The sequence below is a fragment of the Fluviirhizobium alvei genome (assembly GCF_030551875.1).
Classification (GTDB): domain Bacteria; phylum Pseudomonadota; class Alphaproteobacteria; order Rhizobiales; family Rhizobiaceae; genus Rhizobium_E; species Rhizobium_E alvei.
Genome location: NZ_JAUOZU010000008.1, coordinates 281597 through 304311, shown reverse-complemented (window position 1 = coordinate 304311; position 22715 = coordinate 281597). Strand labels below are relative to the sequence as shown.

Annotated in this window: 27 protein-coding genes; 12 read left to right on the top strand and 15 right to left on the bottom strand. The window is 59.9% G+C overall.

The features are described from left to right. Positions 1 to 28: 28 nt before the first annotated feature. The 3 genes from Q4481_RS13435 to Q4481_RS13425 are packed head-to-tail and all read right to left on the bottom strand — an operon-like array spanning position 29 to position 1803. Positions 29 to 1093 (bottom strand): 5-(carboxyamino)imidazole ribonucleotide synthase, encoded by a 1065-nt coding sequence (locus Q4481_RS13435; RefSeq protein ID WP_304376883.1) that lies wholly within the window; start codon positions 1091 to 1093, stop codon positions 29 to 31. Position 1094: 1 nt separating this feature from the next. Continuing rightward, a complete protein-coding gene (purE, locus tag Q4481_RS13430) occupies positions 1095 to 1589 on the bottom strand; it encodes a 5-(carboxyamino)imidazole ribonucleotide mutase (RefSeq protein WP_304376882.1) in 495 nt (164 codons plus the stop codon). 10 nt (positions 1590 to 1599) lie between these two features. After that, entirely contained in the window at positions 1600 to 1803 is a 204-nt protein-coding gene (locus Q4481_RS13425; protein WP_304376881.1) for a YdcH family protein, read from the bottom strand. A 218-nt stretch (positions 1804 to 2021) separates the two neighbouring features. Between Q4481_RS13425 and Q4481_RS13420 the strand changes: the two genes are divergently transcribed. Next, positions 2022 to 2198, top strand: a complete 177-nt coding sequence (locus tag Q4481_RS13420) for a YdcH family protein (protein ID WP_304376880.1) — start codon at positions 2022 to 2024, stop codon at positions 2196 to 2198. Between the two features lie 81 nt (positions 2199 to 2279). On the opposite strand, the gene Q4481_RS13415 is transcribed toward Q4481_RS13420, so the two are convergent. Beyond that, complete coding sequence (locus Q4481_RS13415; protein ID WP_304376879.1) at positions 2280 to 2537, bottom strand: ArsR/SmtB family transcription factor; 258 nt, start codon at positions 2535 to 2537, stop codon at positions 2280 to 2282. Between the two features lie 287 nt (positions 2538 to 2824). Between Q4481_RS13415 and Q4481_RS13410 the strand changes: the two genes are divergently transcribed. The 4 genes from Q4481_RS13410 (at position 2825) to Q4481_RS13395 (ending at position 7335) form a co-directional block, all read left to right on the top strand. Further along, a complete protein-coding gene (locus Q4481_RS13410; RefSeq protein ID WP_304376878.1) occupies positions 2825 to 3478 on the top strand; it encodes a thiamine phosphate synthase in 654 nt (217 codons plus the stop codon). A gap of 9 nt (positions 3479 to 3487) precedes the next feature. Further along, positions 3488 to 4603, top strand: coding sequence for a tetratricopeptide repeat protein (locus tag Q4481_RS13405; RefSeq protein ID WP_304376877.1), 1116 nt, complete (start codon positions 3488 to 3490; stop codon positions 4601 to 4603). Positions 4604 to 4752: 149 nt separating this feature from the next. Continuing rightward, entirely contained in the window at positions 4753 to 5556 is an 804-nt protein-coding gene (locus tag Q4481_RS13400; RefSeq protein WP_304376876.1) for an inositol monophosphatase family protein, read from the top strand. Positions 5557 to 5691: 135 nt separating this feature from the next. Next, positions 5692 to 7335: an FAD-binding dehydrogenase gene (locus tag Q4481_RS13395; protein ID WP_377353798.1), complete on the top strand. Its 1644-nt coding sequence runs from the start codon at positions 5692 to 5694 to the stop codon at positions 7333 to 7335. A gap of 32 nt (positions 7336 to 7367) precedes the next feature. Here Q4481_RS13395 and Q4481_RS13390 read toward each other — a convergent pair whose 3' ends face one another. After that, a complete protein-coding gene (locus tag Q4481_RS13390; RefSeq protein WP_304376875.1) occupies positions 7368 to 9161 on the bottom strand; it encodes an ABC transporter transmembrane domain-containing protein in 1794 nt (597 codons plus the stop codon). 197 nt (positions 9162 to 9358) lie between these two features. Here Q4481_RS13390 and rpmE point away from each other — a divergent pair, with 197 nt between their 5' ends. After that, entirely contained in the window at positions 9359 to 9580 is a 222-nt protein-coding gene (gene rpmE / locus Q4481_RS13385) for a 50S ribosomal protein L31 (protein ID WP_304376874.1), read from the top strand. Between the two features lie 68 nt (positions 9581 to 9648). Here the strand turns inward: rpmE and Q4481_RS13380 are convergent, their stop codons facing one another. Beyond that, positions 9649 to 10332, bottom strand: a complete 684-nt coding sequence (locus Q4481_RS13380) for a pentapeptide repeat-containing protein (RefSeq protein WP_304376873.1) — start codon at positions 10330 to 10332, stop codon at positions 9649 to 9651. Positions 10333 to 10429: 97 nt separating this feature from the next. Continuing rightward, on the bottom strand, positions 10430 to 10948 hold the full coding sequence (gene rplS / locus Q4481_RS13375; protein ID WP_304376872.1) for a 50S ribosomal protein L19: 519 nt from the start codon (positions 10946 to 10948) through the stop codon (positions 10430 to 10432). Between the two features lie 255 nt (positions 10949 to 11203). Between rplS and Q4481_RS13370 the strand changes: the two genes are divergently transcribed. Then, positions 11204 to 11947, top strand: a complete 744-nt coding sequence (locus Q4481_RS13370; protein ID WP_304376871.1) for a sulfite exporter TauE/SafE family protein — start codon at positions 11204 to 11206, stop codon at positions 11945 to 11947. On the opposite strand, the gene trmD is transcribed toward Q4481_RS13370, so the two are convergent. The 6 genes from trmD to Q4481_RS13340 form a co-directional block, all read right to left on the bottom strand. Beyond that, positions 11929 to 12618 (bottom strand): tRNA (guanosine(37)-N1)-methyltransferase TrmD, encoded by a 690-nt coding sequence (gene trmD, locus Q4481_RS13365; RefSeq protein WP_304376870.1) that lies wholly within the window; start codon positions 12616 to 12618, stop codon positions 11929 to 11931. The two genes, Q4481_RS13370 and trmD, sit on opposite strands and share 19 nt — an antisense overlap. Next, entirely contained in the window at positions 12618 to 13184 is a 567-nt protein-coding gene (rimM, locus tag Q4481_RS13360) for a ribosome maturation factor RimM (RefSeq protein WP_304376869.1), read from the bottom strand. Before rimM ends, trmD begins: the two co-directional genes overlap by 1 nt. Positions 13185 to 13296: 112 nt before the next feature. Next, positions 13297 to 13650 (bottom strand): 30S ribosomal protein S16, encoded by a 354-nt coding sequence (gene rpsP / locus Q4481_RS13355; RefSeq protein WP_304376868.1) that lies wholly within the window; start codon positions 13648 to 13650, stop codon positions 13297 to 13299. Between the two features lie 67 nt (positions 13651 to 13717). Then, positions 13718 to 14020, bottom strand: coding sequence for a chorismate mutase (locus Q4481_RS13350; protein ID WP_304376867.1), 303 nt, complete (start codon positions 14018 to 14020; stop codon positions 13718 to 13720). 12 nt (positions 14021 to 14032) lie between these two features. Beyond that, positions 14033 to 15580, bottom strand: a complete 1548-nt coding sequence (gene ffh, locus Q4481_RS13345; RefSeq protein WP_304376866.1) for a signal recognition particle protein — start codon at positions 15578 to 15580, stop codon at positions 14033 to 14035. A 230-nt stretch (positions 15581 to 15810) separates the two neighbouring features. Then, positions 15811 to 16593 (bottom strand): sulfotransferase family 2 domain-containing protein, encoded by a 783-nt coding sequence (locus Q4481_RS13340; RefSeq protein ID WP_304376865.1) that lies wholly within the window; start codon positions 16591 to 16593, stop codon positions 15811 to 15813. 82 nt (positions 16594 to 16675) lie between these two features. Between Q4481_RS13340 and Q4481_RS13335 the strand changes: the two genes are divergently transcribed. The 5 genes from Q4481_RS13335 (at position 16676) to Q4481_RS13315 (ending at position 22009) form a co-directional block, all read left to right on the top strand. Continuing rightward, the gene (locus tag Q4481_RS13335; protein ID WP_304376864.1) at positions 16676 to 17683 is read left to right on the top strand and encodes an MBL fold metallo-hydrolase; all 1008 of its coding nucleotides are present in this window, start codon (positions 16676 to 16678) and stop codon (positions 17681 to 17683) included. 70 nt (positions 17684 to 17753) lie between these two features. Next, positions 17754 to 18644, top strand: a complete 891-nt coding sequence (gene dapF, locus Q4481_RS13330; protein ID WP_304376863.1) for a diaminopimelate epimerase — start codon at positions 17754 to 17756, stop codon at positions 18642 to 18644. Next, entirely contained in the window at positions 18641 to 19915 is a 1275-nt protein-coding gene (mtaB, locus tag Q4481_RS13325; RefSeq protein ID WP_304376862.1) for a tRNA (N(6)-L-threonylcarbamoyladenosine(37)-C(2))-methylthiotransferase MtaB, read from the top strand. The genes dapF and mtaB overlap by 4 nt, the downstream gene beginning before the upstream one ends. Before the next feature lie 18 nt (positions 19916 to 19933). After that, positions 19934 to 21307, top strand: a complete 1374-nt coding sequence (ftsY, locus tag Q4481_RS13320) for a signal recognition particle-docking protein FtsY (protein WP_304376861.1) — start codon at positions 19934 to 19936, stop codon at positions 21305 to 21307. Between the two features lie 63 nt (positions 21308 to 21370). Then, complete coding sequence (locus tag Q4481_RS13315; protein ID WP_304376860.1) at positions 21371 to 22009, top strand: septation protein A; 639 nt, start codon at positions 21371 to 21373, stop codon at positions 22007 to 22009. Positions 22010 to 22032: 23 nt separating this feature from the next. Here the strand turns inward: Q4481_RS13315 and Q4481_RS13310 are convergent, their stop codons facing one another. Both Q4481_RS13310 and Q4481_RS13305 read right to left on the bottom strand, forming a co-directional pair. Continuing rightward, the gene (locus tag Q4481_RS13310) at positions 22033 to 22356 is read right to left on the bottom strand and encodes a HigA family addiction module antitoxin (protein ID WP_304376859.1); all 324 of its coding nucleotides are present in this window, start codon (positions 22354 to 22356) and stop codon (positions 22033 to 22035) included. Next, a complete protein-coding gene (locus Q4481_RS13305) occupies positions 22349 to 22633 on the bottom strand; it encodes a type II toxin-antitoxin system RelE/ParE family toxin (protein ID WP_304376858.1) in 285 nt (94 codons plus the stop codon). The genes Q4481_RS13310 and Q4481_RS13305 overlap by 8 nt, the downstream gene beginning before the upstream one ends. Positions 22634 to 22715: the final 82 nt, after the last annotated feature.

Genomic DNA, 22715 nt, shown 5'->3' with positions numbered 1-22715 from the left:
CATAGGCGAGAAGAAACCGAAAAGGACCTCAGCCAACCCGGCCTGTCAGCCGTGTTACATGGCCCATCTTGCGACCCGGACGCGGCTCTGTCTTGCCGTAGAGATGGATGAGCACATCCTTTTGCCGCGCCCATTCCTCGACTGAAAAGATGTCATCGCCGATCAGATTCTGCATCACGCAGGCGCTGTGATGCGACGGATCTCCCAGCGGGAGGCCTCCGACAGCGCGGATATGCTGCTCGAACTGCGAGATCACGCAGGCAGCTTCCGTCCAGTGGCCGGAATTGTGCACTCGCGGTGCGATCTCGTTGGCGATCAGGCTGCCATCCTTGCCGACGAAGAATTCGATGCCGAGTACGCCGACATAGTCGAGGGCGGCAAGCAGACGTTCTGCAGCCGAACGGGCCTCGTCGCGCACAGACTGCGGCACCGAGGCGGGCACGGTGGATGTGTGCAGAATGCCGTTTCGATGGACATTCTCGGCCGGTTCGAAGCAGGCAATGCTGCCATCGACCGCCCGCGCGGCAATTACCGAGATTTCACAGGCAAACGGCACAAAGCTTTCGAGAATCATCGGCACAGAACCGAGCGCCGCAAAGGCGCCATCCGCCGTATCGCCCTTGCGAAACACGCGCTGGCCTTTGCCGTCGTAACCGAGCCGTCGGGTCTTCAGGACGCCCTCTCCGCCAAAATCGGCCAGGCCGGCTTCAAGGTCTGCCTGGCTGTCGATAGCGTGAAAGCGCGCCGTCATAATGCCGGCAGCATTCAGGAATCGCTTCTCGACAATACGATCCTGCGCAACTTCCAGCGCCTTGGACGGTGGATGAACCGGCTTCAGGCCCTCAAGAAAACGCGCCGCTCTGACCGGGACATTTTCGAATTCGTAAGTAATGACGTCGCTGAGATGGGCAAGCTCGGCGAGTGCAGCTTCATCATCATAGGCCGCGACGATCTGCGCATTGGCCAGCTGCGAAGCCGGGCAATCGGCCTGCGGTTCAAGCACAATGGTGCGGAAATTCAGGCGGCTTGCGGCAATCGCCAGCATGCGGCCCAGTTGGCCGCCGCCAATAATGCCGATGGTCTTGATGGTCATGTCAGTTATCCACGGGATAGTCGGCAACCGAAGCGGATTGCTGATCGCGCCAGTCGTCGAGGCGGTCGGCCAGGTCTTCGTCATGCAGCGCCAGAACAGCAGCAGCAAGGAGCGCCGCATTGACAGCGCCGGCACGGCCGATCGCCAATGTGCCGACGGGAATGCCGGCCGGCATTTGCACGATCGAAAGCAGGCTGTCCTGACCGGAAAGCGCCTTGGACTGCACGGGAACGCCGAACACGGGAAGCGGTGTCATGGCAGCCGTCATGCCCGGCAGATGTGCAGCACCACCAGCACCGGCAATGATCACCTGAAACCCTTCGTCGCGTGCCGTCTTGGAGAAACTCACCAACCGGTCGGGCGTGCGGTGCGCGGATATGATTCTCGCTTCGTAAGGCACTTCCAGTGCATCGAGCGTGTCGGCCGCATTCTTCATGGTTTCCCAGTCGGACTGGCTGCCCATGATAATGGCAACAGGCGGCTTGCGATAATCCATAACGGCAGCCTCAGGCGATGATGTCGGGAATGATCTGGTCTTCGATCTTGCTGAGCTTGTCCTTGATGGCAAGCTTCTTCTTCTTCATCCGCTGGATCCGGAGCGCCTCACAGCCAACGGCAATCATGGCATTGATGGCAGCATCGTAATCCTCATGCTCCTGCCGCAGTCTTGCCGCATTCAATCTGAGTTCAGCCTGTTCCTGATCCGCCATCTGGCACTTTTCCCCTTCTCCTGTCGGCATGCAACTGCGTGATGTGCTTGCCGTCGCATCATCCTGCTCCTATCACATAATTTCCGTTTACGGGAAGTTTTCCTTTCGTGACATTTAAGCTTCGCAAACCTCTAATATCATGGCACACTCCCCCTGTTACAGCCTGAGACATCCGGCGGATGGATGGCCGGATGTGGGCAGAAGGGAAGGAATCGTCTATGACCATTGAGGCTCATATCTCGACGCTCGAAAAAAAGCATGGAGCGCTGGAACAACAGCTGCACAACGCAATGCTACATCCCTCGACTGGCGACACATTCATCGCCGAACTCAAGCGACAGAAGCTTCGTCTGAAGGATGAAATCGAACGCCTTCGTAACAATACCGAACATTGAAAATAAGTGAGGATGGGTCGCCGGCGCTCGGGCTCTTGTGTCGATCGTTGCTGAGCCGGGCGTTGCCGGCGACCGTTCCATTCAGGACCAGAACTGGTCCAGCCAATAGCCGATCTTCTGGAATCCCTGAGGGTTGACCGCGTAAATCCTGCGAGTCCCCTGATTTTCCACCGTAACCAGATTGTTATCCAGCAGCGCCTTGAGATGCTGCGACACGGCCGGTCGGCTGACTGGCAACAGCGACGCCAGTTCATTGACAGTGCGGGGGGAGCGTCGCAACTCCTCAAGGAGAAAGCGGCGGTTCGGATCGGCTATCGCGGCAAAAGGATCTGCACTCATGACCGGAAGCTAAGACAGGACTGTGAAACCGACAAGCGTTTTTGTGCAATGCAAATTCACTTTTTTGCGATGCCGCATAAAACTTAAGTATGAAAATCCGACTGGACATCCCGGAGATGGCCAGCTTCACCGGAATTCGTCTGACCGGAACGGATTTCGGGCGTGATTCGAATGGCACGGTTGATCCAGGCCTCGTCCCGGTCTATCGGAGACAGAGGCAGACGGTCGCCGGAACCGCTGCGCTGCGTGACAAGCCTGCCGGCACAAGAGGATTGGGCGGAACCACCATGTCTAGAATTGAAAAGCGATGCCGCCTGGTCCTGATCCTGCCGGATGTCGGTGAGCCAGAAGAGATCACGCGTTGGGTCGGTGATGCCTTGCGCGGCGGTGACGTGGCCTCCGTGATCATTCCTCAATATGGCCACGATGATTCGCAGTTCCAGAAACGCGCTGAAAAGCTGGTTCCTGTGATCCAGGACGCCGGAGCTGCGGCTCTGATTTCAGGCGACAGCCGCGTCGCCGGTCGCACCCGTGCCGATGGTCTGCATATTGCCGGCAACAACGAAGAACTGGCCGATGCGATTGAAAAACACGTTCCCAAGCTCATTGTCGGCGGCGGCAATGCACAGGATCGCCACAAGGCGCTCGAGATCGGCGAGTTGCAGCCCGACTATATCTTCTTTGGCAAGATCGATGGCGATATCAAGCCGGAGGCACATCCCAAGAATGTCGCGCTTGGCGAATGGTGGGCCTCCATGGTCGAGATTCCCTGTATCGTGATGGGCGGGACCGATCCGGCATCGGCACTCACGATTGCGCAGTCGGGAGCCGAATTTGCCGCCCTCAGGCTGGCAGTCTTTTCCGAGCCCGAGCGCGCTGGTGCGATCGTGCAGGAAATTAATGCCCTGCTTGACGAAAAAGCGCCACGCTTTGACGCTTAACAGGCCGTCATGACAATCATCGATCGCCGCATCCGCATCTTCGCCCTGCTGTCGGCAGCCTGCCTGACGGGGCTGTTTGCCTGCGGGACTGCGGCGATTGCAGACGAGACAGCCTCGGACAGCCCGCAATCGGTGGTCAAGCGCGGTCGCCTGATGCAGGCCGTGGAGAAGGGCAAGACGCCCAAATTCGCCCGTCCCGGCGAAAGCCTCATCAACGAATCGAATGCCGGGCTTGACCTTTATGCCCGCATGGGCGCCGAGCTTCCTGATCTACCCCCGGAAAAGCCGTTTCTCGGCAAGGTGCAGCGCGCCTTTGGTGCTTACCAGCGCGGTTTCTACAAGACAGCGCTCGATCTGGCGTTGCCGGATGCGCAGAAAGGCGATGTGGCTTCGCAAACACTTGTCGCCGAACTGATGATGAACGGGCTTGGTACAAGGCGCAATCCCACCGATGCGTCCTTCTGGTTCGAGCAGGCGGCCAATGGCGGAGACCCCAACGCGCAATACCGCTTCGCCCTGATGCTGATGGAAGGCAAACAGGTCAAGCGCGACATGAAACGCGCCGACGAACTGATGCGCAAGGCCGCCGAAGGCGGCAACAAGGAAGCCCAGTTCAACCTTGCCCAGGTTCTCGTCGCCGCGAGCCCGGGCGAAAAGGGTCTGTTGGATGCACTCCCCTGGTACGAAAAATCGGCCAAACAGGGCGTTCCAGATGCGCAATATGCGCTCTCGCAGCTCTATTCCAGCCTGATCCTACCGCCTGAAAAGCGGGAGCAGGCGCGCTATTGGCTGCAAAGAGCCGCCCTCGCCGGCTTCGACACGGCGCTCTACGATATGGGCGTCTGGCTGGTGAATGGCATCGGCGGCGATCGCAACTACGAAGAAGGTTTCCGCTGGATGTTGCGCGCTGCCATTCGCGGCAATATCGCCGCACAGAACAAGGTGGCCCATCTCTATGTCAACGCGATCGGCACCCGACCCGATCCGGTCGAAGCCGCCAAGTGGTATGTCCTGTCGCGCCGCGCCGGCTATGCGGACCTCGATCTCGAGGATTTCTTCCTCGGCATCAATGACGAACAGCAGCAGGAAGCGATCAAAAGGGCGGACGCCTTTCTGGCAAGGTGAGCCGTTGCGGCGTCCGATCGTCGAATTGGCTTGAAAAATGCCCATTTTTATGGTCTTGAGCGGCCAAACATCGCTTCCGGACCCCTGAGGTCCCGTAACTACGCTCACGGCCCCGCTTGGGGCCGCTTCACTTTGAAGGATTTCCGCCGATGGCCCGTTCCGCCCTCTTGAATGTCATGGTCCAGGCAGCGCTGAAGGCCGGCAAGTCGCTCGCTCGCGATTTCGGCGAAGTGCAGAACCTGCAGGTCTCGCTGAAAGGCCCCGGCGATTACGTGTCGCAGGCCGATCGGAAATCGGAAAAGATCGTCAAGGATGAGCTCATGAAGGCCCGTCCGACCTATGGCTATCTCGGCGAGGAAACCGAAGGCGAGATCAAGGGCACCGACGGTGCGCATCGCTGGATCGTCGACCCGCTCGATGGCACCACAAACTTCCTGCATGGCATTCCGATGTTCGCGGTTTCGATCGGCCTCGAGCGCAATGGCGAGATGGTTGCCGGCGTCATCTACAATCCGGCGACGGATGAACTCTACACTGCAGAAAAGGGCGGCGGCGCCTATGTGAACGACCGTCGTCTGCGCGTTTCCTCGCGCCGTAGCCTGTCCGATTGCGTGATCGGCACCGGAATCCCGCATCTCGGCCGCGGCCAGCACGGCAAATATCTGATCCAGCTTCGCCATGTGATGGGCGAAGTTGCCGGCGTCCGCCGCATGGGCAGCGCGGCACTCGACCTCGCCTATGTTGCCGCAGGCCGGATGGACGGTTTCTGGGAAGAAGGCCTGTCAGCCTGGGATATCGCGGCCGGCATCGTGATGATCCGCGAGGCGGGCGGTTTCGTCTCCAATCTCAGCGGCGGCACCGACATTCTGGAGTCCGGCTCCATTCTCGCCGGCAACGAACATACCCATAAAGCACTTCTCGACGTCGCCAACCGTCCGATTCCCAAGGCCTGACAGAAGGCCCGATCGGCCGGATCCATATTGCGGGGCCTCCCCGCAATATGAGCATCAGTCATAATTTCGCATATCGAGTGATTGCCTTCCCAATCCGCTTCCATAAAATGGTTGCGGAAATGGGAGGAATTGCTGGTGGATTGTGATGTTCTCGTCATCGGCGGCGGACTGGCCGGCCTCGTGGCAGCAGCAGAAGCTGCCGACCGAAATCTGAAAGTCATCGTGCTCGACCAGGAAGGCGAGCAGAATCTCGGCGGCCAGGCCTTCTGGTCGCTGGGCGGACTTTTCTTTGTCGACAGTCCCGAGCAGCGGCGCATGCGCATCCGCGATACTCTGGCGCTTGCCCGCCAGGACTGGATGGGATCGGCCGCCTTCGACCGTGCCGAGGATCATTGGCCACGCCTCTGGGCCGAAGCCTATCTCGATTTTGCAGCCGGTGAGAAACGTAGCTGGCTGCACCAGCAAGGCATGCGTTGGTTCCCGGTGGTTGGCTGGGCCGAACGCGGCGGCGCGCTGGCCAGCGGCCATGGCAATTCGGTACCGCGCTTCCACGTCACCTGGGGCACGGGCCCGGGGGTGTTGGCCCCATTCATTCGCCGGCTAAAAGATCATGAAGCCAACGGCCGGGTCGAGTTCCGTTTTCGCCATCAGGTCGACGGCTTGACCGTGACGAACGGCACGGTCACCGGTGCGACGGGTTCGATCCTCAAGGCGGATCCGGTCGCGCGGGGCCAGAAGAGCAGCCGCGATGTGATCGGCGCCTTTGATCTTTCTGCCGGTGCCGTGATCGTTGCTTCCGGTGGCATCGGCGGCAACCATGATCTGGTGCGCAGGAACTGGCCGGTCGAACGTCTGGGCAAGCCGCCTGGTTTCATGGTCGCCGGCGTTCCGGCCCATGTCGATGGCCGCATGCTGGCCATCACGGAAGCCGCCGGTGGCGCCATCATCAATTCCGACCGGATGTGGCACTATACCGAAGGCCTGCGGAACTGGGATCCGATCTGGCCCAATCACGGTATCCGCATTCTGCCGGGACCATCCTCGCTCTGGTTCGATGCCGAGGGTAATCGCTTCCCTGCACCTTACCTGCCGGGTTTCGATACGCTTGGAACGCTGAAGGCGATCATGGCGACCGGATATGACTATTCCTGGTTCATCCTCACCAAGGCCATCATCAAGAAGGAATTTGCCCTGTCCGGCTCGGAACAGAACCCCGATCTGACCGGCAAGGATATCGGCCTGTTGATGAAACGGCTCGGCAAGAACCCGGCGCCGCCTGTGCAGGCCTTCATGGACAAGGGAGCCGATTTCATCGTTCGCGATCGGCTTGAGGATCTGGTGGCGGGCATGAACGCATTGCCTGATGTCAGGCCGCTCGATGCAGGAAAGATCCGTACCCAGATCGAAGCGCGCGATCGCGAGATCGACAACAGGTTCAGCAAGGATGCGCAGGTGACCGCGATCCGTGGCGCGCGGAACTATCTTGGCGACAAGATCATGCGGACTGCCAAGCCGCACCGTATTCTCGATCCGTCAGCCGGCCCGCTGATTGCGGTCAAGCTCAACATCCTGACTCGCAAAACCTTGGGCGGATTGCATACCGATCTTGAATCACGCGTGCTCGATGGAACCGGAAACCCGGTTCCCGGCCTCTGGGCAGCCGGCGAAGCGGCGGGCTTCGGCGGCGGCGGCGTCCATGGCTACAATGCGCTTGAGGGAACGTTCCTCGGCGGCTGTATCTTCTCTGGCCGCAATGCGGGCCGCAGCGTCGGCCGCTGAGCGGCCTCGTCCCTAAAGGGGAGCACTCTCGCCTATTCGGCGAGAAGCCGCTCCTCCCGCGCCGCATTGAACTGCAGATGGGCAAGGCGGGCATAGATGCCGCCCTTTTCCACCAGGCTCTGGTGGGTGCCCTCCTCAACCACGCGACCCTGATCCATGACGAGGATACGGTCGGCCTTGAGAACCGTCGCCAGGCGATGTGCAATAACAATGGTGGTACGACCCGCCATCAGCGTATCGAGCGCCGTCTGCACCAGCGTCTCGCTTTCGGCGTCGAGCGCCGAGGTGGCCTCGTCAAGCAACAGGATCGGCGCATTGCGCAGGATCGCGCGGGCAATCGCGATCCGCTGGCGCTGGCCGCCCGACAACATGATGCCGCGCTCGCCCACTTCCGTATCGAACCCATTTTCCAGCCGGAGAATGAACTCCTCCGCATGGGCAGCGCGCGCCGCAGCCTCGACATCGGCGCGCGTGGCACCGGTAGCGCCAAAGGCAATGTTGTCATGGATGGAGGCGGCGAAAATATTGACATCCTGGGGTACGATGGCAATGCGGGCGCGGAGATCTTCCGGATCGGCCTGGGCGACATCCACACCGTCAATCAGCACCTGACCGGAGACAGGATCGTAGTAGCGCAGGATCAACGCAAACAGCGTGCTCTTGCCGGCGCCGGACGAACCGACAACGGCGACGCGCTCGCCGGGCTTGATGGTCATGGTGAGACCGTTGAGAGCGCTGACGGTAGGGCGAGTCGGATAGGCGAAATTGACGCCAGCAAACTCCACCTTGCCGAGCGGCGGCTCGGGCAGCCGCACCGGTGCCGCCGGCGCTCGGATGGCCGGCACTTCGGCCAGAAGCTCAACGAGGCGGGATGCAGCACCCGACGCATGGCTGATTTCGCTCCAGACTTCAGACAGGGCCCCCAACGCACCTGCTGCCATGACCGAATAGAGCAGGAACTGGCCGAGCGTACCGCCGCTCATCGTGCCTGCGAGAACGCTTTGCGCGCCGTACCACAGCACCGCCACGACCGATCCGAACACCATGGTAATGGCAAAGGCGGTGAGGAAAGCCCTCTGGCGGGTGGATGCACGCGCAGCATCGAACGCTACTTCGGCTGCCTGCCCGAACCGGCCGCGCGCCAGTTCACCGGCATTGAATGCCTGGACCGTACGGATCGCACCGATCGCTTCGGATGCATAGGCCGTTGCTGCAGCGAGCTGATCCTGGGCGGTGCGCGAACGCTTGCGCACCGATCGACCAAAGCCCACCAGTGGGAAAACGATCAGCGGCAGCGCGATCAACACCAGCCCGGACAGTTTGGGGCTGGTATAGACCATCATCGCCATGGCGCCGAGACAGAGAATGAGATTGCGTAGCGCAAGCGAGGCCGATGCGCCGACAGCGGATTTGATCTGCACGGTATCTGCGGTGAGACGCGACACGATCTCACCGGTCTGGTTGACGTCGAAAAAGGCGGGCGAGAGACGGGTCACATGGGCAAAGACATCGCGCCGGAGATCCGCCACGATACGTTCGCCGAGCGTGATGACGAAATAGTATCGCAGGGCCGAAGCAAGTGCCAACACCACCGCAAGCGCCATCAACATCATGAAATAGGTATTGATGAAGCTGGAATCGGAATGGGTGAACCCATGGTCGATCATGCGCCTTACGGCGAGCGGCAGGATCAGCGTGGTGGAGGCCGCAATCACCAGAGCGACGATCGCACCGGCGACCAGCTTGCGATATCGCAGAATATAGGGGAACAGTTTCGTCAACGGGCGGAACTTGTTGCCGCCCGACCCTTTGTTTTCTTCCGACACCGGCGATCGCCTCCAGTTTGACGTCAACCCGCGAGGAATCCTGACCGCAGGCACTTGTTATCATGGGCCGCTTCATGTATAGGCCTCGCCATCAAACGGAGCCGTATGCCAAAACGGAATGCGGCTTCATGTATTCGTTTGGCTCCGAAGCTGCAAGCCATGCGGCAAAAGACCACTGACCTCTGCAGGACAATGTCATGAAAGCCCAAATTCATCCCGACTACCACATGATCAAAGTGGTCATGACCGATGGCACCGAATATATGACCCGCTCGACCTGGGGTTCCGAAGGCCAGACCATGAACCTCGAAATCGATTCCAAGTCGCATCCGGCATGGACCGGCGGCAACCAGCAGCTGATGGACCGCGGCGGCCGCGTCTCGAAGTTCAACAAGCGCTTCTCGGGCCTCGGCATCTGAGCCGACCGATAGCGACTGTTTTGAAAGCCCGGCTCGTCCGGGCTTTTTTATGCTCGCTTTTGTTGAGCCTACCGCACCTTCAGGCCGAGTTCGGCCAGGAGCTGGCTTGCCTGATCCCGCGAAATCGTAGCACCCCTGAAACGACAGGCATCGTTGAGGCGGATACCGCCAAGATCGGCGCCTCTGAGATCGGCTCCGTCGAAACGGCAATCTGTCAGGTTTGCATCCTTGAGACTGGATTGTTTGAAGATCGCATCGCGGAAATCGCAGCGAACGAGATCCGCATTGCCGAAATCGACCCTGTCGATCACATCCTTGCGGAAATTGAAACCGATCAGTCGCGCATTGTTCAGAAGCGTTGCGGCGAAGCTGGCGGAAAGAGACTTGGTTTCGGTGAAGTCCGCGCCGGTCAATTTGCAATCGCGAAACGCAGCGCCGTTCAATGATGCACCGATGAAGCTCGAATTGTTGAAATCCGAACTCTCGAAGCGGCTTTCAGACAGATCCGCTCCCATGAAATTGGCAAACGCGCCGCGACAACCGGTAAAAGAGGCATCCTCAAGCCGGGCACCGTTAAACCGCGTCTGCTTGAAATGACAATCGCGAAATTGCCAGTTCACAAGCGACAGGTCAGAAAGATCGACACCGTCGAGATCGCAATTGAGGAGTTCGACACCCCCAAAGCGAAGGCTCAGATCACCAACGGCACCACGATCAAGCTGCTGGTCCTGGATAATGGGCCTCGTATTCAAGTCGGCCTCCCTGCGCCATGAACGAACGCTCTGAAAGCGGAAAAGAAAAAGGCGGCACCCGGAGATGCCGCCTTTCGAACCGGAAGACCGGTTGACCTTATTCTTCGGTCTTGGCTTCAGCAGCTGCGGCTGCAGCAGCTTCAGCAGCGGCCTTTTCGGCAGCCAGAGCCTGGGCGGCAGCGATCTTTTCAGCTTCGATGCGAGCCTTCTCGGCCTGGGCAGCCTGACGCTCGCCTTCATTGAGCTTGCGGGCACGGGTGTTGGTGTTCTCGATGATGCGGGCCTTCTTGCCGCGCAGGTCGCGCAGGTAGTAAAGCTTGGCGCGACGGACCTTACCACGACGAACGACTTCAACGCCTTCGACGAGCGGCGAGAAAACCGGGAACACGCGCTCGACGCCTTCACCGTAGGAGATCTTGCGAACCGTGAAGCTTTCGTTCAGGCCCGAGCCGGAGCGAGCGATGCAGACGCCTTCATAGGCCTGCACGCGGGTACGCGTACCTTCGACAACGCGGACGTTGACGCGAACGGTATCGCCCGGGGAGAAATCCGGAAGGGTGCGCTTGGCGGCGATCTTGGCGGCCTGTTCGGCTTCCAGCTGCTGGATGATATTCATGTCTTCAACCTCATTTGTGGTTCGACAGCCAGAGCGCTCGCGGAGAACCTTTGGATCAAAGCCTCGGGTCCGGCCTTTCGACTGGAGCGGATACGTCCGTCATTCATTGCTGGTTGATGGGATAGACCCATTCCGCGCGCGGACATACATGAACAAAGCGGCCTTGTCACCCCCTCACCGGCCAAAAGCTTCATATCTTGCCACCCGGGATCCGAAAAGATAAGCCGATAGCCTGCTCAAGCACCGGATCACACCATGTCGCTGTCACTCATCGCCCTCATGTTCGTCGCCGCCTTCCTTTCCGGCGCCATCAATGCCATCGCCGGCGGCGGCACATTTCTGACATTCGGTGTGCTGACGCTCATCGGCCTGCCATCGGTGACAGCCAATGCAACCTCTTCGATCATCCAGTTCCCCGGCTACATTTCCTCTTCGCTCGCCTATCTGAAGGAGATCCGCCAATTCTGGAAGGGCGCGGTCGCATTGGCAATCGTGTCGATTGTCGGGGCTCTGTGCGGCGCCCTGTTTCTCATGTCGCTCTCCAATCCCTCGTTCCGCCGGCTGGTGCCCTGGCTGCTGCTTGCCGCAACCGCCGTCTTTGCCGCTGGCCCCTGGCTGAAGCCGAAGAAGACCGGCGATCACCCGGCCACACCGCTCGGCCTCTTCATCCAGACGCTGACAGCCTTTTATGGTGGCTTCTTCGGCGCCGGCATGGGCATCATGATGCTGGCGTCGCTCGGGCTTGCCACCGGCGGCGATTACCACAGACTCAACGCGCTCAAAAATTTCCTGTCGATCATCATCGCGCTGGTCGCGATCATCGTCTTTTCGACGGCGGGTGCCGTATCCTGGCTGCATGCGTTGATCATGATTCCGGGCGTAGCACTCGGAGGCTGGGCAGGCGTCCATGCGGCCCGCAGAACTCCACAGGCCTTCTTGCGCTGGATCGTGGTCGCTGCCGGGCTTGGGCTGGCGATCTATTACTTCGTCACAGGCTGAGGAAGCAAGTCCGGTCGGCGTTCAGCGGTCAACTCAAGTGATCGCTCTCGCCGCCATTTGTCGATGAATGCGTGGTTTCCGGACGTTAGCACCGCAGGGATCTCCTGCCCTTCGAATACTTGCGGCCGCGTGTAATGCGGATGTTCGAGCAGGCCATTCTCGAAACTTTCATGGGTTCCGGATTGCGGATTGCCCATGACACCGGGCAGAACACGCACGATGGCGTCGAGAAGGATCATCGCCGCCGGTTCGCCGCCCGACAGGATGTAATCCCCGATCGAGACTTCCTCAAGCGCGCGTCCATCAATCACGCGCTGGTCGACACCCTCGAAGCGGCCGCAGACGATGACGACACCGTCGCCAGCCGCCAGTTCGCGAACCTTCGCCTGGGTGAGCGGTCGACCGCGCGGACTCATCAACAGGCGCGGACGCGGATCGTCAGCAATGGAATCGATTGCCCGGGCCAGCACATCGGGCCTCAGCACCATGCCGGCACCGCCGCCAGCCGGCGTATCATCGACGCTCCGGTGACGATCGGTGGCGAAATCGCGGATCTGCACCGTCTCGATCGCCCAATCGCCGCGCGCAAGCGCCTTGCCGGACAGGGATTCACCCAGGAAGCCCGGAAACATCTCCGGATAAAGCGTCAGCACCGAAGCCTTGAAGGCCATTATTCGTCCCCGTCACCGGGTTTTTCTTCGGTGTCGATTAGACCGGCCGCCATCGGATCGATCAGGATCGTGCCGCCCTCGAAATCGATCTCAAGCACCGACTGTTCGGAAAAGGGAATGAGCTGCGAGCGCTTGCCCGGCCGCGTGAGTTCGAGAATGTCGCCGGCGCCGAAATCGAAGATACCGGAAATGATGCCATAGGAATTACCGTCCGCATCGAGCGCTTCGAGCCCCTCGAGATCGGCGTAGAAATATTCCTCTTCGTCCAGTTCCTCATCCGGAAGGCTGTCGCGATCAACGAACAGTTCGCGGCCATTCAATGCCTCTGCAGCATTGCGGTCGTTGATGCCGCGGAAACGGATCACCACCATGTTCTTGTGCTCGCGCGCATCGAGGATCTCGTAGGCGCGACCCTCGGCATCATAGAGCGTACCATAGTCGGAGATTGCCATGACGTCGTCGGTGAAGGATTTGACCCGCACTTCGCCGCGCAGGCCCTGTGCTCCGCCGATCACGCCCATCAATACGGGATTTTCGAGTTTGGTTCGGGGTTTTCCGTCCACCATGCCTATCGTCCGCTTTACAATCTCTGGCCGTTCTTTTCATTTTTGCCGGAAAAAAGAAAGTCCCCCGCGCCGGAACCGGCACGAGGGACCCTCATATTCCGTCGAAAACGGATTATTCAGCAGCAGCTTCGGCAGCCTTGGCAGCCTTTTCCTTGGCACGTTCCTGGGCCTTCTTGCCCGGGGCAGCCTTTTCCGGGTTGTTGCGGGCTTCGCGAGTGGCAAGGCCGGCGTCGGCGAGGAAGCGCAGAACGCGGTCGGTCGGCTGGGCGCCGGCAGCAATCCAATGCTGGATGCGTTCGTTGTTCAGGCTCACGCGGCTGGCATCATCCTTGCCGAGCATCGGGTTCCAGGAACCGAGCTTCTCGATGAAGCGGCCATCGCGCGGCGAACGGGCGTCGGCAACGACGACATGGTAGTACGGGCGCTTCTTGGAACCACCACGGGCGAGACGAATCTTCAGGGACATCTTATTCTCCTTGGGTCACTGTGTCTGTTTTCTGTTTCGGGCCGCCTCATTGCGAGGCGGTATTCTCTCAATCCGCCATATCGGCGGCGATGGCTTCGTGATGCCGGATCACTTCCTTGATGATGAAGTTTAAAAACTTCTCGGCGAAATCCGGATCGAGATCGGCATCCCGCGCCAACTGGCGCAGACGGCTGATCTGGTATTCTTCCCGAGCCGGATCGGCCGGGGGGAGACTGTATTTGGCCTTGAGAACACCCACCGCCTTGGTGCAGCGAAAACGTTCGGCCAACATATGGACGAGTGCCGCATCGATATTGTCGATCGACTGGCGATACTGGGCGAGTTCCGCCTTGATCTGCGGATCAACCATGGTTTCTCATCCTCACTTCTTCTTCGGCAGGCCGGGAAGGCCCGGAAAACCACCGCCAAGACCCGGCAGCTTGGGCGCACCCAGACCGGGAAGACCACCACCCGGCTTCAGGCCAGCAGCTTCGGCCTGCTTGGCGAGCGCTTCAAGCTGCTTGGGATCCATCTTCGAAAGATCGGGCATGCCGCCCATTCCACCCATGCCGCCAAGACCCATCTTGCCGGCGAGGCCGCCCATCATCTGCTTCATCAGGCCGGCACCCTTGCCGCCGCCCATTGCCTTCATCATGTCGGCCATGCCGCGATGCATCTTGAGAAGCTTGTTGATTTCCGCAGCATCCGTACCGGAACCGGCTGCTATGCGCTTCTTGCGTGAATGTTTGAGAAGATCCGGATTGAGCCGTTCGGCCTTGGTCATCGACTGGATGATGGCGATCTGGCGCTTGATGGTCTTGTCGTCGAAGCCGGCGCCGGCCAGCTTGTCCTTCATGCCGCTCATGCCGGGCATCAGCCCCATGATGCCGCCCATGCCACCCATCTTCTGCATCTGCTTGAGCTGCTCGGCGAGATCGTTGAGGTCGAACTTGCCCTTGGCCATCTTCTGGGCCATGGCCGCCGCCTTTTCGGCGTCGATCGTCTCGGCAGCCTTCTCGACCAGCGAAACGATGTCGCCCATGCCGAGTATGCGGTCGGCGATACGACGCGGATGGAATTCATCCAGATCCGTCATCTTTTCGCCGGCGCCGATGAGCTTCACCGGCTTGCCGGTGACGGCACGCATCGAAAGCGCTGCACCGCCGCGGCCATCACCGTCCATGCGGGTCAGCACGAGACCGGTGATACCGACGCGATCATCGAAATTGCGGGCGAGATTGACGGCATCCTGACCGGTCAGCGCATCGGCCACCAGCAGGATTTCATGCGGATTGGACTTGCGCTTGATCTCGGCCATCTCGAGCATCAGAGGCTCGTCGATATGGGTACGACCGGCGGTGTCGAGGATCACGACATCATGGCCGCCGAGCTTGGCAGCCTGAACGGCGCGGGCGGCGATATCGACCGGCGACTGGCCGGCAATGATCGGCAGCGTATCGACGCCGGTCTGAACGCCCAGCTGGCGCAACTGCTCCTGTGCGGCAGGACGGCGCGTGTCGAGCGAGGCCATCAGGACCTTCTTGCGCTCGCGGTTAGTCAGGCGCAGCGCAATCTTGCCCGTGGTCGTGGTTTTACCGGAACCCTGCAGACCGACCATCATGATAACGACCGGAGCTGCGGCATTGAGATCGACCGACGAGCTTTCGGCGCCCAGCATCTCGACCAGTTCGTCATGGACGATCTTGACGACCATCTGGCCGGGCTTGATCGATTTCAAGACTTCGGCGCCGACGGCCTTCTCGCGAACGCGATCGGTGAAAGAGCGCACCACTTCGAGTGCGACGTCGGCTTCCAGAAGCGCGCGGCGAACCTCGCGCAGCGCCGCCGAGACATCGGCCTCGGAAAGCGAACCGCGGCCGGTCAGCCCGTTCAGAATGGCGCCCAAGCGCTCCTGGAGATTTTCAAACATCCATTTATCCTCTTGCCCAGGGAGTTTCCCGGAACATCGGTATCCTTGCCGCCGAAAACAAGGGCATAAGCCGAAAAGCACCCGAGGGCGCAACGCGCTGTCGGATGTTGACCTCCGGGATCGACGTCAAGACGCGTCCCGGTCGGCTGCTGTCACCTGTTACGGACGGGCAGATTGGCGGGGGGTAAACATCAAATGCCCGCCAATGTCAAGCCTTGCAGCATTTCGGCTCAGAAACTGTAGCCGAAAAGATCGATCACCAGCCGGTCTCGACGGGCAACCAGATCGCGAAGTTCATCGCTGTAATAGTCACGGTAAGAGGCAAGACTACGTTTGGACAGGTTCTTGTGATCGGCGGCCATTCGGTCAATGATCGCCACCGCATTGGGCTTGAACCCGAGAGCCGGACCATTCGTTTCCGCCAGACGGCGCAGATCGTCATCAAGTGTTTCAGTCTTGAGGACGCTGTCATACATCGCCCACCGCTTCTGAAAAGCGATCGCGCCATCCATCGAGCGGACAAAAGGCCATCGCAGCAGGATTTCCGGCGAAGGCAACGTCACTTTCATGAATCGATAAGTGTAGAAACCCATGAAAGGGGTCAAGCCGGTGCGCGGCAACCTGAACTTCTTGAGCGCTACGGCGAGAAAAGCGGGATCATGGATTGACCGCAGCCAGTCGGAGAATGCAGCTTTCGGATTGTCGGTATCGTAAAGAGCGGCGTGCCTCTCAGGCCCGAGCGCATCGAGAATATGTTGGTAGAGCGGGTTTTCCGTTGTGTGGCCATAGGCCCACATCGAGACATACCAGTCCCACGGATTGCGGACCGTCGCGAAGGTAAATTTGCCCGGCTTGCCAAAATTCAACAGCCCGCGCCGCAACGGAGAATGCCTGCTCTTCGTGACCGCGCGCCCCGCTGTGACCCGCTTCAGGAGATCGACGACATGAGTACTACCCGTCTTGTAAACATCCAGATAGATGAAGTTTTCGTACTCAATCATGCGCGACACCATTGGAAACAGCCGGCGGCGTACCATATGGCCAAAAGACGCGCAATCGCGGGACAGCCAACTCCGAGAAAGTCGACGCCAGCCCATGACAAACGAGACCGTCCGCAACCCATATTATCAAGGGCCGAAAACCGACCATTACAACGGCACCCGCTTCTTCAACCCGGGCGGGATTCGACCAGCCGGTTTTCGCGATCTCCTCAAATGGCAATTTGGTGATCGAGGCACGAAATGGCCGTCGCGGATCGATAGCCCCTTTCCAAATTCCAAACCGGAAAGCCGGCTAGATGCGGCTAACCTCAGGGTCACGATGATCGGCCACGCCAGTCTGCTGATCCAGACGGCTGGCCTCAACATCCTCACCGATCCGGTCTGGTCAAACCGTGTCAGCCCCTTCGCCTTTGCCGGACCGAAGCGCTTCAATCCGCCGGGAATTGCCTTCGATGATCTGCCGCCGATCGACCTCGTTCTGGTGACGCACAACCATTATGATCATCTCGACGTCGCGACTCTGAAGAAACTGCAGGCGCGGCACAAGGCGCCGATCATCACACCGCTTGGCAACGACACGATCATCCGCAAGGCGATACCGGATGCGGCGATCACCGTCACCGACTGGGGTGACGCCACCCGTTTCATGGATCGCATCACGATCCATACCGAACCGTGCCATCATTGGTCTGCGCGCGGCTCCCGCGATCGCCGCATGGCACTGTGGGCGGCCTTCGTGATCGAAACCCCTCATGGCTCCATCTATCATATCGGCGATACCGGTTTTCACGAAGGCATCAACTATCGCGCCGCAGCGGAGAAACATGGTGGCTTCCGGCTGGCGATTCTTCCCATCGGCGCCTACGAACCCCGCTGGTTCATGCAGGGGCAGCACCAGAATCCGGATGAGGCCGTCCAGGGAATGAAACTCTGCAATGCCGCCCATGCCGTTGGCCACCATTGGGGAACCTTCCGCCTCACCAATGAGCCCTGGGACGAGCCGCGTGCCGCGCTCGCAAGAGCCCTGAGCCACCATGGTGTCGAAGTCGAACGGTTTCGCGCAATGCATCCGGGCGAGTGGCTGGATATACCCGCCCTCTAGGCCGGAAAACACTGGAAATCGGGCGCCTTTTGCTCCATATACAGGCGAAATTCTGACGACTGGACACGAGATGGCCGAGACTGCGCAATTCGCCAAGATGAACGGACTGGGAAACAAGATCCTGGTCGTGGATATGCGCGGCCGCAAGGACAAGGTCGCCCCGGCAGCGGCGATCGCACTGGCCAGCCAACCCGAGACCAGCTTCGATCAGATCATGGCGATCTACGATCCGCGCGCGGAAGGCACCGATGCCTGGATCGACATCATCAATTGCGATGGCTCGCTCGCGCAGGCCTGTGGCAACGGCACCCGTTGCGTGGTGCAGGCGCTCGCCGCCGAAACCGGACGCAAGCGTTTCACTTTCCTCACGATTGCCGGAGTTCTCAATGCCGAGGAACATGAGGATGGGCTGATCTCGGTCGATATGGGCAAGCCGGTTTTCGAATGGAACCGCATTCCTCTGTCGGAAGAGTTCCACGATACGAGCCGCATTGAATTGCAGATCGGGCCGATCGATGCACCGGTGCTGCATTCGCCTTCAGTCGCATCGATGGGCAATCCGCATGCGATCTTCTGGGTCGACAAGGATGTCTGGGACTATGACCTCGGTCGTTTCGGACCTTTGCTCGAAAATCATCCGATGTTCCCGGAACGCGCCAATATCTCGATTGCCCATGTCCGCTCGCGCGAAGCGCTCGATCTCAGGACCTGGGAGCGCGGCGCTGGCCTGACGCTCGCCTGCGGCTCTGCCGCCTGTGCGACCGCTGTTTCAGCCGCACGGACAGGCCGCACCGGACGGCAGGTGACTGTGACAATGCCGAGCGGCGGCCATCTCATGATCGACTGGCGCCAGGACGACCATGTGGTGATGACCGGCCCCGCCGAATGGGAATGGTCGGGGCTTCTTGATCCGGCCACCGGAAGCTACCGCCGCGACCAGAGCGAGGCTGTGGCGCGGTGAAGGATGTCGAAGTCATCACCTTCGGCTGTCGTCTCAACATCTATGAATCCGAGATCATCAAGGCCGAGGCCGGCAAGGCAGGGTTGGAGAACGCCCTGATCTTCAATACCTGTGCCGTCACGGGCGAAGCGATGCGGCAGGCGCGTCAGGCCATCCGTCGTGCCCGGCGCGAAGATCCCGACCGGCGCATCATCGTTACCGGTTGCGGCGCCCAGACGGACGGCGCCGGCTTTGCCGCGATGGCAGAGGTGGATGCCGTGCTCGGTAACGAGGAAAAGCTCACGGCCCAATCCTACCGCGCGATCCCGGATTTCGGCGTTGCGGCCGAGGAAAAGCTGCGCGTCAACGATATCATGAGCATCCGCGCCACCGCGCCCCAGATGGTTGATGTGATCGACGGGCATGTGCGCGCCTTCATCCAGGTCCAGAATGGTTGCGACCATCGCTGTACCTTCTGCATCATTCCCTATGGACGCGGCAATTCGCGATCGGTGCCGATGGGTGCGGTAGTCGAACAAGCCCGTCATCTCGCCGAAAACGGCTACCGCGAAATCGTCCTCACCGGTGTCGATGCCACGAGTTATGGTGCCGACCTGCCCGGCCGGCAATCGCTCGGGCAACTGGCGCGCGCCATTCTCGACCATGTCCCGGAGATCGCACGCCTCAGATTGTCATCGATCGACAGTGTCGAGGCCGATGATTACCTCTGGGCGCTGATCGCAGAAGAACAACGGTTCATGCCGCATCTGCATCTATCGCTGCAGCATGGCGATGACCTGATCCTCAAGCGCATGAAGCGGCGCCATTCTCATGACGACGCGGTCAAATTTGTCGAACGGGCCAGGATGCTTCGTCCGGACATGACCTTTGGCGCGGACATCATCGCCGGCTTTCCGACCGAAACCGAGGCGATGTTCGAAAACTCGGTCCGGCTGGTGGAGACCTGCAACATTACCAGACTGCATGTCTTTCCCTATTCGCCGCGTCCGGGCACACCGGCAGCCCGCATGCCGCAACTCGACCGTGGCGTGATCAAGGAACGGGCCGCAACACTGCGCGCCCTTGGCGAACGGCTCCATCATGCCCATCTGCAGAGCATGATCGGTTCACGCCAGATGGTGCTTGTCGAAAACAGCGGTTTGGCGCATACGGAAAACTTCACCCTGGTGGAGGCCAAGGGCCTGGCCGCCGGGACGCTGACGGAAGCGGCCATTACCGGCCACAATGGCAGACACCTTCTCGCCCGCTTTGCCCACCAGAGCGCGGCCTGAGACTGAGGACGAAAAGTAATGGCGCTCGGCTTCATCAAAAAGATCTTTTCCTTCGGCAAGGACGAGCCCTCGCCCGGCAATGAGGCACCGGCAGTGCCGGAGAACGACGGCGCGCCGGAATTCACTGCGGAAACGACCGAGGCGCTCTCAACACCGGAACCGCTGGAAGCCGAATTCGGCGGCGAACCGCCGATTGCCGATGAGAGCCAGCAGCACCATCCCCAGACCATTGCCAACGAGGCGGAGGCAGACGGCGATGAGATAGCGCAGACCGATCTCGACATGACCGAGACCGTGCTCGAAGCCCTGCCGGAACAGGCCGAGACCGACGAGAACCCGCCAGTTGCAGAACGCGAGCCGGTTGCCGGCATTACGCCAGGCGAGCGGCCGAGCGCACCCGAAGGTTTCGCCTTTTCGACCGGATCGAAAGAACCGGAACCGGTTGCGGAAGAGCCGGCCAGGAAACTCTCCTGGCTGCAGCGTTTGCGACAGGGGCTTGCCCGTTCCTCCGCCCAGCTCGGCGCCCAGATCGCCAGCCTCTTCACCAAGCGAAAGCTGGATGACGACACGTTGCAGGAGCTTGAAGATCTGTTGATCCAGGCCGATCTTGGCGTCGAAACGGCCATGCGGATTTCCGACACGCTGGCCGCGGAACGTTATGGCAAGGATGTGAGCGGCACCGATGTCGCCCGCATCATGGCCAGCGAAATCGGCAAGGTCCTGCAGCCGGTTGCCCGTCCGCTGGAACTCGATCTCAATCACAAGCCGCATGTCATCCTCGTTGTCGGTGTCAATGGCACCGGCAAGACGACGACCATCGGCAAGCTGGCGGCGAAACTGTCGCGCTCGGGCCTCAAGGTCATGCTGGCGGCCGGCGATACGTTCCGCGCCGCGGCCATCGAACAGCTGCATATCTGGGCTGACCGGACCGGATCGGACATCGTATCGACCAAGCTCGGCGCCGATGCGGCGGGCCTCGCCTACGATGCGTTCGAAAAGGCGCGCGCCAAGGGCAGCGACGTGCTGATCATCGACACGGCCGGTCGGCTGCAGAACAAGACCGAACTGATGGCGGAGCTCGAGAAGATCGTCCGCGTGCTCGGTAAGCTCGATCCGGACGCCCCGCATACGGTGCTGCAGACGCTCGATGCAACAACCGGCCAGAATGCGCTCAACCAAGTAGAGATCTTCCGCAACATCGCCGGTGTCTCCGGTCTTGTGATGACCAAGCTCGACGGCACTGCCCGCGGCGGTATTCTGGTATCGATCGCCGCCCGGCACAAATTGCCGGTCTATTTCATCGGCGTTGGCGAAGGCATCGATGATCTAGAACCCTTCGACGCCCAGGATTTTGCCGAGGCGATTGCCGGCCTTTCGGCTGAGAACAGATAAACTAATGCCGCCATGGCGCGGCGAAATCGGCCTTGTGCCGCGTAGTGATTGGACCAGTCCCAGATGAGCGGAAACAGCGACAGCCAGAGCCAACCGGCCGAACATAAGGAAAATCCGGCGCTGAAACTGGCGCTTGAGCTTGGGCCGCTTCTCGTCTTCTTCTTTGCCAATTCCTATGGCGACAGGCTTACGAAGCTCCTGCCGGCGCTGACATCGCTCGGCGGCCCGCTTTTCATCGCCACCGGGCTTTTCATGGCCGCGACGGTTGCCTCGCTGATCGCCTCGAAGATCCTGACCGGCAAACTGCCGCTGATGCCGATGGTGTCTGGCGTCATCGTGCTGGTGTTCGGGGCGCTGTCGATCTGGCTTCAGGATGAGGTTTTCATCAAGATGAAGCCAACCATCATCAACAGCCTGTTCGGTGTCGTGCTCCTGGGCGGCATGTTCTTCGGCAAGTCGCTCTTGGGCTATGTCTTCAATTCGGCCTTCCAGCTTGATGCGACCGGCTGGAACAAGCTGACACTGCGCTGGGGCCTGTTCTTCCTGTTCCTTGCCGTCCTGAACGAAGTGGTCTGGCGAAATTTCTCAACTGATGCCTGGGTCACCTTCAAGGTCTGGGGCACGATGCCGATCACCTTCCTCTTCACGCTCAGCCAGATGCCGCTGATCATGAAACATTCGATCGAGACAGGCACTGAATGAAAAGTCCCGGGCAGTAACGGCATTCAGGCTGCGACTTCGATCTCCGGAATTGCCTGAAGCTCCTTGCCAAGCGCATCCTGCGCCATTTTGATATCGTAGCTTGTTTGCATGTTCAGCCAGAACTGCGGCGTTGTCTTGAAGTACCGTCCAAGACGCAAAGCGGTATCTGCACTGATCCCGATCTTTTCAGCCACTATGCGTTCGATGCGCGTGCGCGGGACCTTGAGTTTCTTGGCCAGTGCATAAGGCGTCATCTTGAGAGGTTCGAGATATTCTTCGCGAAGAATCTCACCTGGATGAATGGCAGGGAGCAGCGAACGTAACGTGACTTGTTTTTCACTAAACATGGTAATCGACTATCTCCACGTCTCTCGGCCCGTCTTCAGTCCAAACAAAACAAGTGCGCCATTGATCGTTGATGCGAATTGAATATTGTCCTTTGCGATCACCTTTCAATGCTTCAAGCCGATTACCCGGCGGAGAAAGAAGATCGGCAATTTCGCCCGCTTCATCAAGCATCTTTAGCTTACGTTGCGCAGAACGTACGACGTTTGCGGGGAAACCCTTGGCAATCTGCCCTTTCGCTACCAAGGCAGTCATTTGCCCCTTGAAAGAACGGATCATCTAATCTCCTGACTGGTATCATATAGAGATACCAGTCAGGAGATCAATGCAACCATTTTTCAACCTGAAGTCAGGTCCGCAA

What these genes read in the sequence shown, in the direction of transcription:
- Q4481_RS13435 (WP_304376883.1), bottom strand. Translation starts at nt 1,093, where the DNA reads ATGACCATCAAGACCATCGGCATTATTGGCGGCGGCCAACTGGGCCGC.
- Q4481_RS13410 (WP_304376878.1), top strand. Translation starts at nt 2,825, where the DNA reads ATGTCTAGAATTGAAAAGCGATGCCGCCTGGTCCTGATCCTGCCGGAT.
- Q4481_RS13305 (WP_304376858.1), bottom strand. Translation starts at nt 22,633, where the DNA reads ATGATCCGTTCTTTCAAGGGGCAAATGACTGCCTTGGTAGCGAAAGGG.
- Q4481_RS13405 (WP_304376877.1), top strand. Translation starts at nt 3,488, where the DNA reads ATGACAATCATCGATCGCCGCATCCGCATCTTCGCCCTGCTGTCGGCA.
- Q4481_RS13350 (WP_304376867.1), bottom strand. Translation starts at nt 14,020, where the DNA reads ATGGTTGATCCGCAGATCAAGGCGGAACTCGCCCAGTATCGCCAGTCG.
- rpmE (WP_304376874.1), top strand. Translation starts at nt 9,359, where the DNA reads ATGAAAGCCCAAATTCATCCCGACTACCACATGATCAAAGTGGTCATG.
- rplS (WP_304376872.1), bottom strand. Translation starts at nt 10,948, where the DNA reads ATGAATATCATCCAGCAGCTGGAAGCCGAACAGGCCGCCAAGATCGCC.
- dapF (WP_304376863.1), top strand. Translation starts at nt 17,754, where the DNA reads ATGGCCGAGACTGCGCAATTCGCCAAGATGAACGGACTGGGAAACAAG.
- Q4481_RS13415 (WP_304376879.1), bottom strand. Translation starts at nt 2,537, where the DNA reads ATGAGTGCAGATCCTTTTGCCGCGATAGCCGATCCGAACCGCCGCTTT.
- Q4481_RS13400 (WP_304376876.1), top strand. Translation starts at nt 4,753, where the DNA reads ATGGCCCGTTCCGCCCTCTTGAATGTCATGGTCCAGGCAGCGCTGAAG.
- ffh (WP_304376866.1), bottom strand. Translation starts at nt 15,580, where the DNA reads ATGTTTGAAAATCTCCAGGAGCGCTTGGGCGCCATTCTGAACGGGCTG.
- Q4481_RS13340 (WP_304376865.1), bottom strand. Translation starts at nt 16,593, where the DNA reads ATGGTGTCGCGCATGATTGAGTACGAAAACTTCATCTATCTGGATGTT.
- Q4481_RS13370 (WP_304376871.1), top strand. Translation starts at nt 11,204, where the DNA reads ATGTCGCTGTCACTCATCGCCCTCATGTTCGTCGCCGCCTTCCTTTCC.
- purE (WP_304376882.1), bottom strand. Translation starts at nt 1,589, where the DNA reads ATGGATTATCGCAAGCCGCCTGTTGCCATTATCATGGGCAGCCAGTCC.
- Q4481_RS13425 (WP_304376881.1), bottom strand. Translation starts at nt 1,803, where the DNA reads ATGGCGGATCAGGAACAGGCTGAACTCAGATTGAATGCGGCAAGACTG.
- trmD (WP_304376870.1), bottom strand. Translation starts at nt 12,618, where the DNA reads ATGGCCTTCAAGGCTTCGGTGCTGACGCTTTATCCGGAGATGTTTCCG.
- ftsY (WP_304376861.1), top strand. Translation starts at nt 19,934, where the DNA reads ATGGCGCTCGGCTTCATCAAAAAGATCTTTTCCTTCGGCAAGGACGAG.
- rpsP (WP_304376868.1), bottom strand. Translation starts at nt 13,650, where the DNA reads ATGTCCCTGAAGATTCGTCTCGCCCGTGGTGGTTCCAAGAAGCGCCCG.
- rimM (WP_304376869.1), bottom strand. Translation starts at nt 13,184, where the DNA reads ATGGTGGACGGAAAACCCCGAACCAAACTCGAAAATCCCGTATTGATG.
- Q4481_RS13310 (WP_304376859.1), bottom strand. Translation starts at nt 22,356, where the DNA reads ATGTTTAGTGAAAAACAAGTCACGTTACGTTCGCTGCTCCCTGCCATT.
- Q4481_RS13335 (WP_304376864.1), top strand. Translation starts at nt 16,676, where the DNA reads ATGACAAACGAGACCGTCCGCAACCCATATTATCAAGGGCCGAAAACC.
- Q4481_RS13315 (WP_304376860.1), top strand. Translation starts at nt 21,371, where the DNA reads ATGAGCGGAAACAGCGACAGCCAGAGCCAACCGGCCGAACATAAGGAA.
- Q4481_RS13420 (WP_304376880.1), top strand. Translation starts at nt 2,022, where the DNA reads ATGACCATTGAGGCTCATATCTCGACGCTCGAAAAAAAGCATGGAGCG.